This window comes from Shewanella sp. TB7-MNA-CIBAN-0143 (genome assembly GCF_040310065.1).
Classification (GTDB): domain Bacteria; phylum Pseudomonadota; class Gammaproteobacteria; order Enterobacterales; family Shewanellaceae; genus Shewanella.
The window spans coordinates 67279-85563 of sequence record NZ_JBEOPL010000017.1 but is presented as its reverse complement, the minus strand read 5'-3'; the positions used below and the strand labels follow the sequence as shown (position 1 = coordinate 85563).

Sequence of the window (18285 nt, the reverse complement as noted above, 5' to 3'; positions counted from 1 at the left end):
GGCTAAATGGTACTTTAGTTTAACGTTAAATTAACTTTTTTTGGGTAATTTTTTCATTCTTTTCAAGATGCCATAGTGTTAAATGCTCTCCCCAGCAGCAGCCAGTATCTAATGCGAGAACGTGCGGATTACTTGTTTGGCCCATTAAGGCCGCCCAGTGCCCAAATATGATGGTGTTTTGCGGTACTGTTTTTGATTCAAATTCAAACCATGGACGTAACTCGGCAGTATGCTGTTCGCTGGGTGGTGATTTACATTTAAAATCAAGACGGCCATCAAGGTGTAAAAAACGCATACGTGTTAATGCATTGATACAATAACGTAGTCTGTCAATACCGTGCAAAGATGGAGACCAGTGCTCAGAATCTTCTGTGTACATTTTGGCAATTAATGCACTTAGATAATCATTTTGCTGTAATGCAAAGCTGACTTGCTCTGCTTCATGTTCAAGGGTTGCTATATCCCACTGTGGAGGCACTCCCGCATGGGTCATGATGATATTATGTTCAGGTAAGGTTCTGACTAAAGGCTGTTGGCGGAGCCAATTGACTAAATTATCAATATCAGGAGCGTTGAGTAATTCATCAAGATGATCTTGTGGGTTGGCTCGTTTTAGCTTCCCGTGCAGAGCCAAAAGATGTAAGTCATGATTGCCCAGTACCACTTTTGCTGAATCTTGTAATGATTGGAAGAAGCGAAGGGTTGCTAACGATTCAGTACCTCTGGCCACAAGATCGCCAACCGCCCAAAGTTGATCTTTGGATGGGTTAAAGGCCACCTTCTGTAGCAATAGTTGTAACTCGGAGTTACATCCCTGAACATCGCCGACAAAATAGTGTGCCATGGGTTATTGAAATATCCCAGGAACAGCAAGACGAAAAGGTGGAATGGTCGCTAAAAAGCGCTCGCCTTTATGATTTTCCATACCATAAGATCCTTGCATAAAGCCCACCGGCGTTTCCATCACAGTGCCACTGGTATACTGGTAAGCAGTATTGGGTGCAATAGTGGGGGTTTCACCAACAACGCCAGGGCCTTTTACTTCATTCTGTTCGCCGTCAGCATCGGTGATGATCCAATGACGGTCTTTAAGAGTCACCTTATTATCACCTAAGTTGATGATGGTAATGGTATAGCTAAAAAGGTATTTATTATCGGCAGCATCGGATTGTTGTTCTAAATATTGGGTGTCGACTTTAATCTTAATAGGCGATTCAACTTGGGTCATGTTATGTCCTAAAGCAAAAGGGCATGCTCAATATGCATGCCCTTATAATTAATCTTTTTTATCACACAGCATATTAGCCATTGCCACATATTGTGGGACACTAATTTGTTCTGGCCGCAGACTTGCGTCAATTTGCAGTGTTGCAAAATCTTCGTCTGAGATTAAGGTTTTTAAATTATTACGCAAAGTCTTACGGCGCATATTAAATGCTGTCGTGACTAAGTGTCTTAATACATCGACATTTTTACACGGCCAAGGTTTGACTTCAAAAGGCAATAATCTTATCACTGCAGAATCGACTTTCGGAGCAGGAGTAAAGCTTGTTGGTGGCACTTCTAAAACGGGTACCACTTGGCAATAATATTGTGCCATCACCGTTAAACGGCCATAAGCTTTGGTGCCAGGACTTGCTGATAAGCGCAAAACCACTTCTTTTTGCAACATAAAATGCATCGTTTCTATTTGTTCAGCAAACTCAAACAAATGGAACATCAGTGGCGTTGAAATATTGTAAGGAAGGTTACCAAACACTTTCATTTTCTTGCCAGGCTGTTGCAACTGACCAAAATCAAACTGTAATGCATCACCTTGGTGAATGGTCAGTTTGTCTTTAAGTATTGGGTGATATTGTAAGCGTTTCACCAAGTCACGATCTAATTCAACAACGGTTAAGTTATCAATCATATCTGCAACAGGTTCAGTTAATGCACCTAAACCAGGTCCAATTTCAACCATTACATGATCATTATCAGGTGCAATAGCGCCTACGATGCTGCTAATCACGCCTTGGTCGGTTAAGAAGTTTTGTCCAAAACGCTTTCTGGCCGTGTGGCCTAAATGTACTTTATTACTCATTAAAATGGGTTACTTACTTTTTGAGGCCAATTCGATGGCTTTGTTTAATGCACAGGTAAAACTGCCGCAATCCGCTTTACCACTGCCGGCCAATTCTAGCGCGGTGCCGTGATCGACTGAGGTGCGAATATAAGGTAAACCTAAGGTGATATTGACCGACTTGCCAAAACCTAATGATTTAAGCACAGGTAATCCTTGGTCATGATACATAGCTAATACCACGTCAGCTTGTTCGAGATACTTAGGCTGGAATAAGGTATCGGCTGGCAACGGGCCAACAATATCCATGCCTTGTTCTCGTAACTCGTTGAGCGCAGGTATGATGGTATCGATTTCTTCACGGCCTAAATGGCCGTCTTCTCCTGCGTGTGGATTGAGTCCACACACATATATTTTGGGTGAGCCTAAACCAAATTTACTGACCAATTCACGATGCAAAATGCTAATAATGTGATGTAGTCTGTCGCGGGTAATGGCTTTTGCAACGTAAGCTAATGGAATATGTGTGGTCATTAGTGCCACTTGTAACCCTGGGGCTGCAAGCATCATGACGACATCTGCACAATTAGCTTGTAGTGCAAAAAATTCGGTATGACCGCTAAATGGAATACCTGCTTGGTTAATAATGCCTTTGTGCACAGGACCGGTAACGACCGCGTCGAATTCATTCGACATATTTTTTTCACCGGCGTAGCGCAAAGTTTCTACTACATAAGCGCTGTTAGCTTCATTCAGTACACCACACTCAACTTCTTCTGCTACTGCAAAAGGAGCAATGGTTAATGTGCCTGCTGTTTGCGGCTTCGGTGGTTGCGATGGTTGATAAGGCCTGAGTTGTAAAGGCAGTCCAAGCATTTTTGCTCGTGTCATGAGCAAATTTTGGTCGGCACAAACAACTAACTCAACAGGCCAGGCCTGTTGAGCGAGTTTGATGACTAAGTCGGGACCAATACTTGCTGGTTCGCCTGGAGTGATGGCAATACGTTTAGTCATTAATTTTGCTTAGCCTCGTTTGCTTTCTGGCTCAACGATTTCGATATACGCTTCTGAACGCATTTCGTCTAACCAGTTTTGTAGCTCTTCATTAAACTTACGACGGAAGATTAATTGATGAGCACGGTTACTGTTAAATTGTTCGGTTGCATCAGTTTTACGGCGCGATTCAAGTTGCACTACATGCCAGCCATGAGTTGTTCGGAAAGGCTCACTGTATTGGCCTTCCTGAAGACTGGCTAATGTTTGCGTAAACTCTGGCACATACATGCTTGGGTCTGCCCAACCTAACTCACCACCTTTAGCTGCAGAACCTGGATCTTCAGAGTACTGAGTGGCTAATTTAGCAAAATCTGCGTCACCTGCACGAACTTGAGTCAAAAAGTTAGCTAACATCGCTTTTGCGCGATCTTCCGATAATATCGGCGATGGCTTTAACAGGATATGGCGTGATTTTACTTCTTCAACTTCTTGGGTTTGTAAACCACGAGTGTCGACTACTTTAATAATATGGAAGCCTGAACCCGATTTAATCGGACCGATTATGTCACCTTTTTTGGCGTTACTGATAACTTCAGCAAACAAGGTTGGCATTTCGTTAATGTTCATAAAGTCCCAAATCCCGCCTTCTAACGCTTTAGGACCTGATGAAGACGCAATAGCGGTACTACGGAAATCGTCGCCATTGTTTAAACGTTTAAGCACGATTTCTGCACGGCGGCTAGCACTTTCAAGTTGTTCGCTCGTTGGGTTGCTTGGTATTTCAATCAGAATGTGACCAATTTGAAACTCAACATCTTTTAAGCCTTGCTCTTGAATCAATTTCACTAAGCCACTAATTTCTTGTGGTGAAACCTGAATACGGCGTTGCACTTGAATACGCTGAATTTCACCTAGAGTGACTTCTTGACGTAACTGTTCGCGATATTGGCTAAAGCTTGTGCCTTCGCTTTCAATAGTTTGTTGCATTTGCGCAACGGTTACTTTTTGTTCTTTAGCGATGTTTTCAATCGTTTGGTCTAATTGTAAATCACCAATCTGCAAGCCGATACGTTCAGCCATTTGCATTTGCAAATGAGTTAAAATGAGACGTTCGATAACCTGGGTACGTAAGGCATCATCAGACGGTAATGTTTGTTTAGCTGCTTTAGCATTGGCTTTAACAGTTAAAACCATGTTGGTGATTTCACTCTCAAGAATGATGCCATCATTAATTTGTACTGATACGCGATCTAATGGCATTGGCGCAGCAACACTGGTGTTACTCATAGCTAATGCTAGTAATGCAAAAATTATTTTTTTACTGTGTTTCATCCACAAAATCCTTGGCACATTCGATTCAATATAAACTGGCAATACATCACCAAAATAAGGTTACTACTTCATACTCAACAGCATGTTTGTTGTTATTGGACTATGAGTTTGTTGCTAGGTTCAGCAATCTATCACAAAAGAATGCTAATTCCTCAAGTAAAGTGGTTTACGGTAGTTAAATAAGCCTTCATTTAACATGTCGTCTACCCCTAACGGACCTGATCCGCCTAAGCCTTTAATGACAAAGTTTAGGTAAACACCGCTTTCAAACTCTTCGCGTCCGTCAACGCTTTCTGATAAATCATCATCGTAGTTGGTTTTGATACGATAATGATAACTTAAGCGCAATGCCCAGCAACATGACTCGTATTGTACGCCAGTGTAAGTTTCAATATTACGAGATTCATTGAGGTCGTAATAGTAGTTACCGACAAAATATAAGTTGTCACTAATAGGCCACGATGTGCGCACGCCTGCTTGGGAAATATCAACTTGATCATTGGTGTTGGTATTTAATAAGTCGGGTACATAACGGTAGCTTAACTGCAATAGTCGGTCGCTACTTGGGCGATAATCCAAAGTGATTTCATTCTTTTTGTTTTCACCCGTTTCAGTGTCGTGTTGTACTGAACCACTCACAAACCAATCGTTGTATAATTGGGCATCTAATTCAGCCGCTAATACCGATGTTGACTGGGTTGTTTCTTCGAAAGCATCGTCAATACTGACTTTAGAGTTTTCCAAATACATGATTTGCCCCACGCTAAACTTGAGTTTTTCGCGGTTAGTTTGATCAAACAAACGAGTGGTAAAACCTAAGGTAAATTGGTTGGCATCAGCAACACGATCTAAGCCTGAGTATTGGCGATCGCGGAACAGACCATAATAATCTTCTTGCAATTGTGCTGTGTCATAAATACCAATATTAGATTGGTCTTCATAGCCGACATAAAGATATTGAATCTGAGGTTCAAGGGTTTGACGGTATTGTTCATCAAACAATTGGGTTGCTCGCTCAAAATTCACCTGACCGTGTAAACGCGCTTGAGGAATCGTACGGCTTATACTGTCGTCTAATGTTGAGTCTTCGTCGATGTTTTGCTGCCAATACTGAGTTTGCAGTAATTTAACTTCACTGGTAAATGAACCTGCTGGTCCTTGTATTGGCCAAATTAAGCTAGGCACTAAATGTAAGCGGGTAGCGGTATTATATTCATTATCTTGATGACGGAAATTGGTCAGTTCTGAATTAAATTTAAAGTCGATAGAGTTAAAAATGTCTGCAGAACGATAATTAAAGTTTAGCTGTGGCATCACTTGATACGGTTTTTCATCTTCACCGAGCACTTTAATGTCTTGCACGCGCATGTTGAAGTCCCAGTTGCGTTCAAAATAACTGGCTTCACCGATCCGTGATAACTGGTTGTCGGTTGACTGATTAACGTCGGAATTTAAATCGTTGAAATAATTGTTATCAGACACATCGGTATAGTCTGATCTTACTCGCCAGTTTTTGTTGACTGCGCCTTGATGGCTCCAGTGATACAAATAACGGTCAGCATTAGAGGTTAGCTTACTGTCGCTACCTAAATATTCGACATTGAACTGGCCATTTTGCTGTTCGCCAGCGAGATAGCGAAATTCCGTTTTGGTATACAACCCACGCGAAGACATGAAGTCCGGGGTGAAAGTTAAGTCAAACTCTGGGGCGATATTCCAATAATACGGGGTGCTAACTTCTACACCGTTAGTGGTGCTGGTACTAAAACTTGGGAATAAAAAGCCGGTTTTACGCTTATCTGATACAGGCACTGTCATATACGGGATATATAATACTGGGATGTTGGCAATACGCAGCTTGGCATTCCAAATTTCACCCCATTCTTCTTTGCTGTCAATTTTGATCATATCAGCTTCAAGTAACCATGATTCATCACCAGGAGGGCAGGTAGTGAAGTTGGTTTTTGTTAGCAATAGATTATTGTCTGAAGTTATCTGTAGTTTTTCTGCATCGCCATGTACTTGTTGTCCATGTAGCCAATACTGAGCTCCTTTTAAGGTGGCATTATTAGTGCTCATTTGCGCTTCTAAGGTATCTGCTGTGACGGTAAATAACTCATCTTTAAAGATAAGGTTACCTTCTGCATTTAAGCGTTGTTGTTTTTGATCTAATACCGCATTGTCAGCAGCGATATGGCGAAGTCCCTGGCTGAAACTCACATCACCCGAAAACTCAGCTTGGTTATTGTAAGCAACGGCAGAGTGATCGCTAATGATAACAATTTGATCGTCTGATATGCCGGTTAATGCTGCACGGTCTTCGAATGAACGAGACACAGGCGGAGCAACAACGCATTGCAATGAAGGCGCTTCTGTCGTTGTAGGCTCATCGGCCAACACGATATTTGGGAGTAGGCTTAGTGCCAGAAAATAACGGATCTGCATTGTTGTCAATAATTTATGAATTCTGATTCCGGAAAGTTTTGGAGAGAAAAAGATACTCAGCTAGATGAAACATTCCATTCTTTAGCTGTTTCCAAATGTTATGCTGGCTATAATAAAGCAATTTTTCGTTAAGAGCCATTGAGATGATTTTATCTGACCCAAGATTTGTCGCGTTAAGTAACTGGTTATACCAATATTTCGGCGATAAAGTTGCCATTAACTTGATCTGCGGCGACGCCAGTTTTCGACGCTATTCTCGTCTTCATCATCAAGGTATTGATTACATTGTTTCAGATTCACCGATCGACTTAGTGCCCATCGCGCCATTTGTGGCAATGGCCAAGGCTTATAAACATGCAGGCTTACTGGTACCCGAAGTGCTTGCAACCTGCGAAGACTATGGTTTTGTCTTACAAACTGATGTAGGCGAATTACAACTTTTGTCGGTGCTGAATAAAGACAATGTGAGCGACTATTATAAGCAGGCATTAAACTTATTGCCGGTCATTGCCACGGTAACGGAAACCGAAGATGGACCGTTAGCTGATTACGATGACGTTTTTGTGGCAAGAGAATTAGCTATTTTTGTCGATTGGTTACTAAAAGAGCATTTAGATTACGCATTGACGGATAATGAGCAACAAATGATTGCGGCTACGTTTGCAGCCTTAACCGACAATGCACTGGCGCAGCCAAAAGTGGGCATGCATCGTGATTACCATAGCCGTAATTTACTGATAAATGATCAAGCGTTAGCGGTGATTGACTTTCAAGATGCAGTGCATGGGCCAGTGACTTATGATGCGGTATCATTGCTGCGCGATTGTTACGTGCGTTGGCCAGATGATATCGTTAATCACTTGATGAGATATCATTATCAGCTCGCTATAGATCACCAATTAATGGATGAAAATGTTGATTACGCTACTTATACCCAGTGGTTTGATTTAATGGGATTACAACGTCATATCAAAGCTGCGGGTATTTTTGCGCGGTTATATCATCGTGACGGTAAGCGCGGTTATCTGGCTGATATTCCATTAACCTTGCAATATGTCGCAGATATTGGGATGAAATACCCACAAATTACCGATTTTAGTCTGTGGGTTCACAGGGTGATTTTACCGTTAGTAAACCACAAAAATACTAATGAGGCGGTAAGCGAAGCATGAAAGCGATGATACTGGCAGCAGGACGCGGGGAGCGTTTGCGCCCGTTAACAGACTCCTTACCTAAACCATTAGTGAGCGTTGCAGGTAAACCTTTAATTGAATATCACTTAGAAAAGCTCGCGTTAATTGGCGTGACTGAGGTTGTGATCAATCAAGCTTGGTTAGGACATAAGTTACCTGAAATGCTAGGCGATGGGAGTCGATGGGGTTTGCACATTAACTACAGCGAAGAAACCACGGCGTTAGAAACCGCTGGGGGTATCAAGCAAGCATTACCTTGTTTGGGGGACGAACCTTTTTTGGTGATCAATGGTGATATTTTTATCGATCACTTGCCCGACATCAGCTTGGCTTATCAACGCGTTTGCCAAGGTGAAGCACAAGCTTTTTTGTGGTTAGTGGATAATCCAGAACATCATCCACAGGGCGATTTTGCTATTGATGCCCAAGGTCAATTAACCTTGAGCGATGAACAAAGGTTAACGTTTGCTGGACTGGGGATTTATCATCCTCAATTATTTAGCCAGTTGCCTGAAGGTAAACAGGCTTTGGGGCCTTTGCTTAAACAAGCCATTGGCCAGCAACAAATACAAGGTGAGCATTTTGATGCTTATTGGTGCGATGTCGGCACACTTGAGCGCCTGGATAAATTACAGCGCCGGTTAGTTGATATAGAGACTCAGTTACCGTTTTAAGCTACGCCTTTGATAATGGCTAGCTGTTTATTAATTATTAACCGTAGTGGAAAACAACATGCGAATTTGGGGTAAAGTTTTTGGATTTATCATTGGGTATATGTTCGGGCGTTTCTTTGGTGCAATTTTAGGATTATGGTTAGGCCATGCTTTCGATAGGCGCCAAGGGTTAACCTCGATAATGCGTAAAGGCAGTGAACGTCAGGCGATGTTTTTTAATTCAACATTTGCCGTAATGGGCCATGTTGCTAAAGCGTCAGGGCGAGTGACTGAAACCGATATTCGTATAGCGACCATGTTAATGGATCAAATGAAGTTGTCTGGTCAGTCACGTATCGATGCGCAAACGGCTTTTCGTCAAGGCCGCCAAGCTGATTTTGATTTGCTAAAGCAGCTAGAACTGTTTCGACAAGCCACTCAAGGACGAGTCGAGTTAGCGCAAATGTTCTTGGAAATCCAAATTCAAACAGCCTTGGCCGATGGTGAATTACATGCCAATGAAAAGCAAATATTGTCGGTTATTGCCACTAAGCTTGGTCTTGCTGCGCAACTGGATGCTTTACTGGCTCGTTGGCAAGCTGAATTTAGTCATCATCAGTCGCCACAAGGTAATAAAATGCCGCTTACTGATGCCTATGTGCTACTTGGCGTGCAAGAATCCGCTAGCGATCAAGACGTAAAACGAACTTACCGTAAGTTGATGAATGAACATCATCCAGACAAGCTTGTGGCTAAAGGCTTACCTGAAGAGATGATGGAATTAGCCAACACCAAAGCACAAGATATTCAAGCCGCTTACGAGCGCATTAAAACCTCTAGAGGAATGCGTTAGCGCAAGCCAGTAACGTATTTTTGTAAACAATGGAATGGGGTAATAAATGAAAATAGTGGTATTAGATGGTTATACACTTAATCCGGGTGATTTGAGTTGGCAAGCGCTTGAGGCTTTAGGCGAATGTGATATTTACGACCATACCACACTCGAACAAATCGTCAGTCGCTGCCAAGGTGCGCAAATCGTGCTGACCAATAAAACGCTATTGAGTGCCGCGACCTTAAAGCAACTGCCCGCATTAAGCTATATTGGTGTTCTTGCCACAGGAACCAATGTGGTCGATGTTGATGCAGCAACAGCGCAGGGTATTGTTGTCACTAATATTCCTGCTTATGGTCCTGATGCCGTAGCACAAATGGTGTTTGCCCATATTTTACATCATAAGCAACAAGTTGCCTTACATGACCAAGCCGTAAAACAAGGACAATGGGTAACGCAACGAGATTTTTGTTTTACCTTATCACCCTTAACCTCATTAAAAGGCCTCACGCTGGGTGTGGTAGGTTATGGTGATATTGGCCAACAGGTTGCCAATTTAGGTGTCGCGTTTGGCATGAAAGTGTTGATTACCAGTGCTAAACCTAAAACCAATTTACCTGATGCTATTCAATGGTGTGAACGCGACATCCTGCTTCAACAAGCCGATATTATTTCGCTGCATTGTCCGCTGAGTACAGCAACCAAATACATGATCAATAGCGACAGTTTACGCTTACTTAAACCGGGTTGTTTATTAGTGAATACCGCCCGTGGCGATTTGATTAATGAAAATGATCTCGCTCAATGGCTTAACAATGGTAACGGCTTTGCGGCAGTTGACGTGTTATCCACTGAGCCGCCAAGTAGCAATAATCCGTTACTTAGTGCAGCCAACATTACTATCACGCCGCATATTGCATGGGCGACATTACAAGCTAGACAAAATCTACTTAATATTGCGCTTGAAAATGTTCTCCATTTTCAACAAGGTAAAATGTTGAATAGAATTAACGGCTAAAGCTATCACTAAACCAACCACTTTTAACCAGTTTAGTCTCGAGTTTAAAGCTTAGATTAAAATTTAGAGTCTCGAGTTTAGAGTCTCGAGTTTAGAGTCTCGAGTTTAGAGTTTAGAGTTTAAAGCTTAAAGCTTAAAGCTTAAAGCTTATAACTTAGATATAGTGCTGGGTGTTTAGATCTGTCATTTATAGCGTTCGATTAACACTCACAACTAGAGCGGATAACGACACATGTCACTATGGAAAGTCCTGTTTGATTTTGTTGATAAAGAACGTAGCAGATTTAATAATGTGCGCCACGATACCCATGCGCTGCAATTTGAAATTGAATCAAATATTCATTTTGTTGTGGATGGTTTGGCGCAACAACTCAGTGCAGCCGAGATTATCAAGGGGCTAGAAACCCAAGCGTTCGATAAAGCGATACTGTCGGGATTACATATTCGTCAGGCTAAGTTAGTACCGCGAACTATTGAGGGTTATAAAGAGTTCGATAAATACCTAGGTGAGCCAAGCGGCGTGTTGATTAAAAAACTGTACATAAAAATAACGGTACTGAAAAAACTGATTCACGCGGGTAAGCTTGATCAAGATCTTAAACTTAAAGCGCTGTTTCGTTTGCTAATGTTAGTCCACTTTCACTTAGCAGATAAACCACTGCCTAAACCAATGCCAACAGTAAAAAACTAAGCCGCAGATACTCCACGGCTTAGTTCATCGATATTCAGCTAGGTGACAGAACAATATCCTGTGACGTTAAAATAATATCCTGTGACGTTAAAACAGTACCTTGATATGGCTGGCAACGGTTTTCGCTTTTTCGACCGCTTGTTCTACCGAGTTATCGCGGGCTAGCGCTACACCTAAGCGCCGGCGGCCATCAATGTCTGGCTTACCAAACAAGCGTAATTGAGTATCGGCTGGCGCTAAGGCGGCAGCCATACCCTGGTAACGGATATTGGTGGATGTGCCTTCAGCAAGAATAACCGCAGAAGCACTCGGACCATGCTGCACAATATTGCTTATTGGTAAGCCTAAAATCGCACGTACATGCAAGGCAAACTCAGATAAATCCTGGCTGATTAAGGTCACTAAACCTGTATCATGTGGCCTTGGCGACACTTCAGAAAAATACACTTCATCACCACGAATAAATAGCTCAACACCAAAGAGTCCATATCCACCTAATGCCTCAACAACTCGTTGGCTCATGGCTTGTGCCTTGTGTAATACCTCAGCCGACATCGCCTGCGGTTGCCACGATTCACGATAATCGCCATCTTCTTGTCTATGGCCAATTGGGTCGCAAAAATGGATGCCATTTACGGCGCTAATCGTCAGTAAGGTAATTTCGTAATCAAACGGAATAAAAGCTTCAACAATTACTCGTCCTTTACCTGCACGACCACCTTCTTGGGCGTAAGCCCATGCTTGCTGAATGGTTTGTGCTGACTTAATCACACTCTGGCCTTTACCAGACGAACTCATCACTGGCTTAACCACGCATGGAATACCAATGTCGGTAACGGCCTGTTCAAATTCAGCTAGGGTGTCACAGAAAAAGTACTTTGATGTTGGTATCGCTAAGGTTTCTGCCGCAAGTCGGCGTATGCCCTCACGGTCCATAGTGAGTTTGGCTGCGTTAGCGGTTGGCACCACATGTAAACCTTGCTGTTCTAGTTCCACTAACGTTTGGGTGGCAATAGCTTCAATCTCAGGGATCACTAAATCCGGCTTTTCAAGCTCGATAACTGCTTTTAATGCTTTTGCATCCAGCATGTTAATCACATGAAAACGATGGGCAATTTGCATTGCTGGGGCATTGGGGTAGCGATCAACTCCGATAACTTCAATTCCGTAACGTTGAAGCTCAATGGCAACTTCTTTGCCGAGTTCACCGCAACCTAATAGCATCGCCTTAATCGTGCCAGAAGTATTTGCTGTGCCAAATGTAGTAGCAATAGACATGGTATTTTACAGCCTCTGTGTAGGGATATTCTTATATGCCGAACAGTGTAACGAGATGAGGTATTAAAAATCCAATATAAAATACACTAATTGGCTAAAAACGCCTGTATTTCGAGGTTTTTTGTGATGAAAGATTGTATTTAATTACGACAAGTCTAGATGTATCGGTGTGTAGAAGTGTCGTTGTTGAAAGCACCAAGTGTGAGTGGGTAAGTGTCATAACACTATAGTGTTGTATTAGAGGGTGCTGACTCAAAAGAGTAAGTTAAAAAAGCCAACATTATTGGATTAATGTTGGCTAGATTCTATTTGAATTTGGCGTTAACTAAGGTTTAACGAGTAACTCTGCAGCGGTTAAAATTAGCTCTGGCGCAGGGCGAACCTTGTAGTTTGGATTCACATATTGAAAATGAATTAAACCACTTTTATCTGCCAAATAGACAGCTGGCACGGGTAACACTAAGCGTTTTTCACCCTCTGGGGTAGTAAACAGTTCATTGGTTACCGCTAAACTGGCAGTATATTTTTTAGTGATATCTGCACTGGTGTAATAGGCTAAACCAAATGCTTGCGATGCCGCCATTGAGGTGTCAGACAGCAATAAATAATCGAGTTCTTGTTTATTCATCGACGCGCGCATCTTTTCTGGCGTGTCTGGTGAAATACCCACTAACTGGAAACCCATTTCAAGCAATTTAGGTTCAATTGCTTTTAGCTGACCCATTTGCGAATTACAAAATGGACACCAACCGCCACGGTAAAAGAAAAATATAGTCGGCTTTTGCGCCACAAGTTTACTGAGTTCAACCGCTTTACCATCAACATCTTGCAGGGTTATTGCTGGTATTTGGTGGCCATTGAGCAGTGGCATGACATTGTTCTCGTCACTGGCAATAGGCTTAGCCACACTGGCTAAGGTGGTTAACGTAAGTGCGGTGGCAATAAGCAGAGTTTTTAACATGATAAGTCCTTATAGAGTAATGTCCCGACTAAAGTAGACCTCATAATCACACAATTCATTTCATTCAAACACAAAAAAAGCGCCTAAGCGCTTTTTTCGATTACCATTAACTCTTTCGAGTTGAGTTATTTAATCTTTTTGTATTTAACCGTGCTGCTGACTTTACCCACTTTAACACGACGTCCGTCCATGTTTTTCTCAGCAATCATCTGGGCGCCAGCGTTATCTCCACGTTGTTGTTTTTTAGCAAAACTACGGCGCTTTTCAATCTGCTTAAGCAGTACTTCACGGCTACCGACTTCATAACCCGGGACTGTGACTCGACGAATTGGCTGACCGATTAGCTTTTCAATATCAGCTAGGGTGCGTTCTTCTTCGCGGCTCACAAACGAAATTGCCACACCGGTTTTACCTGCACGACCTGTACGGCCAATACGGTGCACGTAATCTTCGGCTAAAAATGGTAAATCGTAGTTAACAACGTATTCAAGATTTTTAATATCAAGGCCACGAGCGGCGACTTCGGTGGCCACTAATACGCGAATTTTACCTTCAACAAATTCACGTAACGCACGACGACGGCTGCCTTGTGCTTTCTCACCATGAACCACACCCGATGGAATACCATCTAAGTTAAGCTCTTTGACCAATTTGTCTGCAGCGTCACGAGTCGCGGTAAACACCAACACCTGTTGCCAGTTTTTGGTACCAATAAGTTCAGATATTAATTCACGCTTACGACGCTGCTCTACTGGATATACCACCTGGCTAACGGTGTCGGCAGTAGTATTTTGTTTATCAACAGTAATCACTTTAGGCTTTTCAAGCATGTCATTCGCTAGCTTTTTAACCTCAGAAGAGAAGGTCGCAGAGAACAACATGTTTTGACGTTTTTTGTTTACTGCTTGGAGAATCTTTTTAATGTCAGCACTAAAGCCCATATCAAGCATACGGTCGGCTTCATCGAGTACTAAAAACTCAACATTCGACAAACTTAAGTTACACGCCACAATGTGTTCAAGTAAACGACCTGGTGTAGCAACAATAACGTCGGCACCGCGTTTAAGTTTTTGTGATTGGGTCTCTATTTTAACGCCACCATAAATGGTTAATACCGTTAAATTAAGATGCTTACTGTAAGCGCTAATGTTGTCTGCAACCTGTGCGGCAAGCTCACGAGTTGGAGTCAGAATTAAGGTACGAGTGTTAGACGGCATCGTCTCTTTTGGGTTATCACACATTCTTTGTAATATAGGCAGTGCAAATGCTGCTGTTTTACCCGTGCCTGTTTGAGCGCTTGCTAGGACATCTTCACCACGACGGATCGCTGGGATCGCTTGTTGTTGAATTGGCGTCATAGATTGATAACCGCACTCAGCGATCGCGCGTAATATTTCTGGGGCGAAGCTAAAAGATTCGAATTTCATGGTGCGGTTCCTGTATGTACATCAAAACAAAGCGATTTAGTTGCAACAAGCTAAGTTAGCTGCACAAGGTCAATCTAGAGTATTTGGGCCGATAGCCATTGTTAATGGCAGATATCATGCTTAACTGGGTTGATTAACGTCTTAGGATAGTTGAAAAACGTTAAGCTTGAATGATACACCCCATTGAGTGCCATCGATAAGCGGCCGCGGAGTATAACAAACTTTTGTTTAAATCCTGAACTTTATCTGTGTCAAAAGGGAAGATTTTTTAGAACAGAATAGTTTAGATGATATGGATTGATAGTCATGGCAATTACAGCATCTTAAGTGCGGGGCTGCTAACTCGTTTTTGAACATTTCCGAGTTAGAACATTAATCAATTTATATTTTTTCAGATAAGGTTTTGTACTGAAAACTGCTGAGTCAGTGGTAAAATTCACAGCTCGACTTCACAATTGCACAGACTACTGTTCACAACTGATACCTTCTACTGGTGAGCTCGGCACATTCTGCTGATTAAATTGCCTTCTTCAGCGCAACAAAAAGCCCCAATGATTGGGGCTAATTTAGGAGTGAATAAGTTAACAACATTAAACGCGACCTAAATTCGATTGGTCATACCTGTCCTGATAAATATTCTCTATTGGTTTTTTACACATTCACTAACAATAACTCCATAATTAGATATGTCTTTTCGCACCCTTAAGAAAATATTCCAAGTCCCCTTTATTACTTTTGCTATTCCTTTTACAACCTCACCACAAGAAATATCCAACCCACCACTCTCCTTTAGGGCTACATAGCTTCCAAGCCTAATTGATTTCTGATAGAGCTCTTTTGCTTTAGTTAAATTAGGTTGAACACCATGCCCGTAACGATAAATACGAGCTAACATCAATGTGGCTACTAGTCCGTCCATATTCGCAGCTATCAAATACAACTGTTTTGATTTTATGTAGTCTTGATCCACACCGACACCGAAAAAGTAAAGCCTTCCAAGAGCTGTATAAGCATACATGTCATCACTTAAATCAATCGCTTTTTTATAATATGTAGCCGCTTTTGAAAAGTCTTGTTCAATAGTCGCTGTTGATGGCATTTCATACAGCCGCCCTATTTCGACCAACGCCTCATCTATTCCATTTTTAGCCATACTTTTATATAGATAAATAGCTTGGTCGTATTTATTTTCACTCACCAGACGTATTGCATCATCCCATAAAGACAGTTCATCATACTCTGGATGCATTATAGAGCCCTCTTCAGTTTATTCCTCCCCCAACACCAGATATTGAAACACATTAATGGTATGAGGAAAAGTAAGCCAAATGAAGTTCTACTGAACTGAGTGGGTAATCGGCCCTAACATTGAAAGGGGCATAAATGATTTGCATACCTTGCTCGCAATTGGTGTGATTCAACTCAGAACTTGAGGACGTTGAAGAAAATAGCGTGAGCCTGACAGGACGTCAGGCTAGCTTTCGTTGGCCAGGGATGGCCTATCGGAAGCGTTAGCATTTTCGAATAAGGCCGAAGCAAGTTTCAAATGAAATTAAAAGCTCATTCAATCCCCATGGCGACCTTTTCGCAGCTGTTGTTTTGTAAATAGCGAAAATGTTGCGGGGCGGCTGGGAGTTCCAAGAGGGAATAGCCGTTGATTTCCTCTTGGTCTGGTGTGGGCGAAGCACCACGACGTTAGTGACCGCAGGTCATAGCCTAACCAACGTTGGGGCAAAACCAAGTTAGCTTATATAGTTGTTGAAAACAAAAAGGCCAGCCTCGGCGGCTGGCCTTAATATTGAATTTATAATTGAGTTTACAATTGGGTTAAATCGCCCAGCCACCCATGTAAAAGGCGACTAAACCAAGGGTGATTAAGATAACCCCAAGTCGCAGTTTACGCCATTCGCCGCTGCATATGCGGCCAATAACCAAGGTAACAAAACCAAGCATAATCCCAGTAACGATATTACAGCTTAAAATGATAAATACCGCGCAGGTTAGGCCCGCCATTGCGTCCACTTTATCATCAAAATTAAGCTTGGTGACGTTACTTAGCATTAGTAATCCAACATACATTAGCGCTGGAGCTGTCGCATAAGCAGGTACTAAAAAGCTTAACGGCGCTAAGAACATCATTATCAAAAATAGTAAGCCGACGATGGTCGCGGTCAGGCCGGTTTTGCCACCTGCTGCGGTTCCTGCTGCGGATTCAATATACACCGCTGCTGGTGCGCCGCCGACCACGCCTGCAAAAATACTGCTGACTGAGTCTGATGTCAGTGCTTTTCCACCACCAACAATATTGTCTTTATCATCGAGAAGTTCCGCTTGCCCTGCAACCGCTCTAATTGTGCCTGTTGCATCAAAAATAGCGGTCATCACTAATGCCAACACAATAGGCAGTACCACTGGATTCAGTGCGCCCATAATATCGAGCTGGCCAATTAGCGACGTTTCAGACATCAAGTCAGGTAAAGCAAATAGGCCTTGATAAGTCACGCTAGGATCAAATATTAACCCAAAGATCGATAGCCCGACGATGACCAACAATATGCCACCCGGTGTGCCTCGGCGCTCAAGCCCAATTGTCATAGCAAGACCAATTATTGTTGCTATAACCGGTAAACTATTAATATCACCAAGCTTTACGGGTAAACCGGCATCGTTTGATACAATCAATTTCACGCTATTGGTCGCGATAAGGAGTAAAAACAAACCAATACCAATACCTGTACCGTGAGCGATGCCGGTTGGCAAGTTAGTGAGTACCCATTGACGAATACCGGTGACACTTACAAGTGTAAATACGATACCCATTAGGAAAATAGCGCCAAGGGTGACAGGAATCGATATTCCCTGGCCTAGCACCATGCTAAATGCAGTAAATGCAGTGAGTGAAATTGCACAACCAATGGCCATTGGCAAATTAGCCCATAGCCCCATGAGCAACGAACCAAATGCGGCAATTAAGCAGGTAGCGATAAATACCGCCGCAGGATCAAACCCCGCAGTGCCCAACATGTTTGGCACCACAATCACCGAATAAACCATAGCCAAAAACGTCGTTAAGCCAGCAATGACTTCACGTTTTAAGGTACTTCCACGGGCAGAAATATTGAAATAGCGATCCAAAAACGAATCAGAAACAGCAGCAGTATTAGAGAGAGTCTGTTCAGACTTCATAGTGATGATACCTTTTGATCTCTTAAATTATCAGTTAACCAATGGTTATTCATTGGCGACACGGCTATGGCAGGTAGAGCCCCAAACGAGAACGACTTAGGTGAGAGATCCACTTGGCGCATATAGCGTTAGTGACCTGCGAGTATTGTGGTAAACAAATTTGTTATACACATGTCTGGTAAAATTTACTCTTACCAACACAGCCTTT

16 protein-coding genes are annotated in these 18285 nt (G+C 42.5%); 5 read left to right on the top strand and 11 right to left on the bottom strand.

What is annotated here, in order from left to right; translation table 11 throughout:
* Positions 1 to 25: 25 nt before the first annotated feature.
* The 6 genes from AAEY97_RS14720 to lptD all read right to left on the bottom strand — a co-directional run bounded on the left by AAEY97_RS14720 (position 26) and on the right by lptD (position 6835).
* Positions 26 to 844, bottom strand: coding sequence for a symmetrical bis(5'-nucleosyl)-tetraphosphatase (locus AAEY97_RS14720; RefSeq protein ID WP_192114347.1), 819 nt, complete (start codon positions 842 to 844; stop codon positions 26 to 28).
* 3 nt (positions 845 to 847) lie between these two features.
* Positions 848 to 1228 (bottom strand): Co2+/Mg2+ efflux facilitator ApaG/CorD, encoded by a 381-nt coding sequence (gene apaG, locus AAEY97_RS14715; protein ID WP_101088754.1) that lies wholly within the window; start codon positions 1226 to 1228, stop codon positions 848 to 850.
* Between the two features lie 48 nt (positions 1229 to 1276).
* Entirely contained in the window at positions 1277 to 2083 is an 807-nt protein-coding gene (gene rsmA / locus AAEY97_RS14710) for a 16S rRNA (adenine(1518)-N(6)/adenine(1519)-N(6))-dimethyltransferase RsmA (RefSeq protein ID WP_182744170.1), read from the bottom strand.
* Between the two features lie 9 nt (positions 2084 to 2092).
* Positions 2093 to 3076 carry a 4-hydroxythreonine-4-phosphate dehydrogenase PdxA gene (gene pdxA, locus AAEY97_RS14705; RefSeq protein WP_162023751.1) on the bottom strand — a complete coding sequence of 328 codons (984 nt, stop codon included), beginning with the start codon at positions 3074 to 3076 and terminating at the stop codon, positions 2093 to 2095.
* 9 nt (positions 3077 to 3085) lie between these two features.
* Positions 3086 to 4390, bottom strand: a complete 1305-nt coding sequence (gene surA / locus AAEY97_RS14700) for a peptidylprolyl isomerase SurA (protein WP_350999674.1) — start codon at positions 4388 to 4390, stop codon at positions 3086 to 3088.
* A gap of 144 nt (positions 4391 to 4534) precedes the next feature.
* Positions 4535 to 6835 carry an LPS assembly protein LptD gene (gene lptD, locus AAEY97_RS14695; RefSeq protein ID WP_101088758.1) on the bottom strand — a complete coding sequence of 767 codons (2301 nt, stop codon included), beginning with the start codon at positions 6833 to 6835 and terminating at the stop codon, positions 4535 to 4537.
* A 143-nt stretch (positions 6836 to 6978) separates the two neighbouring features.
* On the opposite strand from lptD, the gene AAEY97_RS14690 reads away from it, so the two are divergent.
* The 5 genes from AAEY97_RS14690 to AAEY97_RS14670 all read left to right on the top strand — a co-directional run bounded on the left by AAEY97_RS14690 (position 6979) and on the right by AAEY97_RS14670 (position 11225).
* Positions 6979 to 8007: an aminoglycoside phosphotransferase family protein gene (locus AAEY97_RS14690; protein ID WP_350999670.1), complete on the top strand. Its 1029-nt coding sequence runs from the start codon at positions 6979 to 6981 to the stop codon at positions 8005 to 8007.
* Complete coding sequence (gene murU, locus AAEY97_RS14685; RefSeq protein ID WP_350999667.1) at positions 8004 to 8702, top strand: N-acetylmuramate alpha-1-phosphate uridylyltransferase MurU; 699 nt, start codon at positions 8004 to 8006, stop codon at positions 8700 to 8702. Before AAEY97_RS14690 ends, murU begins: the two co-directional genes overlap by 4 nt.
* Before the next feature lie 58 nt (positions 8703 to 8760).
* Complete coding sequence (gene djlA, locus AAEY97_RS14680) at positions 8761 to 9534, top strand: co-chaperone DjlA (RefSeq protein WP_011638516.1); 774 nt, start codon at positions 8761 to 8763, stop codon at positions 9532 to 9534.
* 46 nt (positions 9535 to 9580) lie between these two features.
* A complete protein-coding gene (locus AAEY97_RS14675; RefSeq protein WP_350999663.1) occupies positions 9581 to 10534 on the top strand; it encodes a D-2-hydroxyacid dehydrogenase in 954 nt (317 codons plus the stop codon).
* 232 nt (positions 10535 to 10766) lie between these two features.
* Positions 10767 to 11225: a hypothetical protein gene (locus tag AAEY97_RS14670; RefSeq protein ID WP_162023746.1), complete on the top strand. Its 459-nt coding sequence runs from the start codon at positions 10767 to 10769 to the stop codon at positions 11223 to 11225.
* An 87-nt stretch (positions 11226 to 11312) separates the two neighbouring features.
* On the opposite strand, the gene purT is transcribed toward AAEY97_RS14670, so the two are convergent.
* The 5 genes from purT to AAEY97_RS14645 all read right to left on the bottom strand — a co-directional run bounded on the left by purT (position 11313) and on the right by AAEY97_RS14645 (position 18077).
* Complete coding sequence (gene purT, locus AAEY97_RS14665) at positions 11313 to 12503, bottom strand: formate-dependent phosphoribosylglycinamide formyltransferase (RefSeq protein WP_192114352.1); 1191 nt, start codon at positions 12501 to 12503, stop codon at positions 11313 to 11315.
* Positions 12504 to 12828: 325 nt separating this feature from the next.
* The gene (locus tag AAEY97_RS14660) at positions 12829 to 13464 is read right to left on the bottom strand and encodes a peroxiredoxin-like family protein (RefSeq protein ID WP_350999660.1); all 636 of its coding nucleotides are present in this window, start codon (positions 13462 to 13464) and stop codon (positions 12829 to 12831) included.
* A gap of 125 nt (positions 13465 to 13589) precedes the next feature.
* Positions 13590 to 14891 carry a DEAD/DEAH box helicase gene (locus AAEY97_RS14655; protein WP_059744719.1) on the bottom strand — a complete coding sequence of 434 codons (1302 nt, stop codon included), beginning with the start codon at positions 14889 to 14891 and terminating at the stop codon, positions 13590 to 13592.
* Between the two features lie 640 nt (positions 14892 to 15531).
* Entirely contained in the window at positions 15532 to 16140 is a 609-nt protein-coding gene (locus AAEY97_RS14650; protein ID WP_123777245.1) for a tetratricopeptide repeat protein, read from the bottom strand.
* A gap of 578 nt (positions 16141 to 16718) precedes the next feature.
* Complete coding sequence (locus AAEY97_RS14645) at positions 16719 to 18077, bottom strand: NCS2 family permease (protein WP_350999656.1); 1359 nt, start codon at positions 18075 to 18077, stop codon at positions 16719 to 16721.
* Positions 18078 to 18285 lie beyond the last annotated feature (208 nt).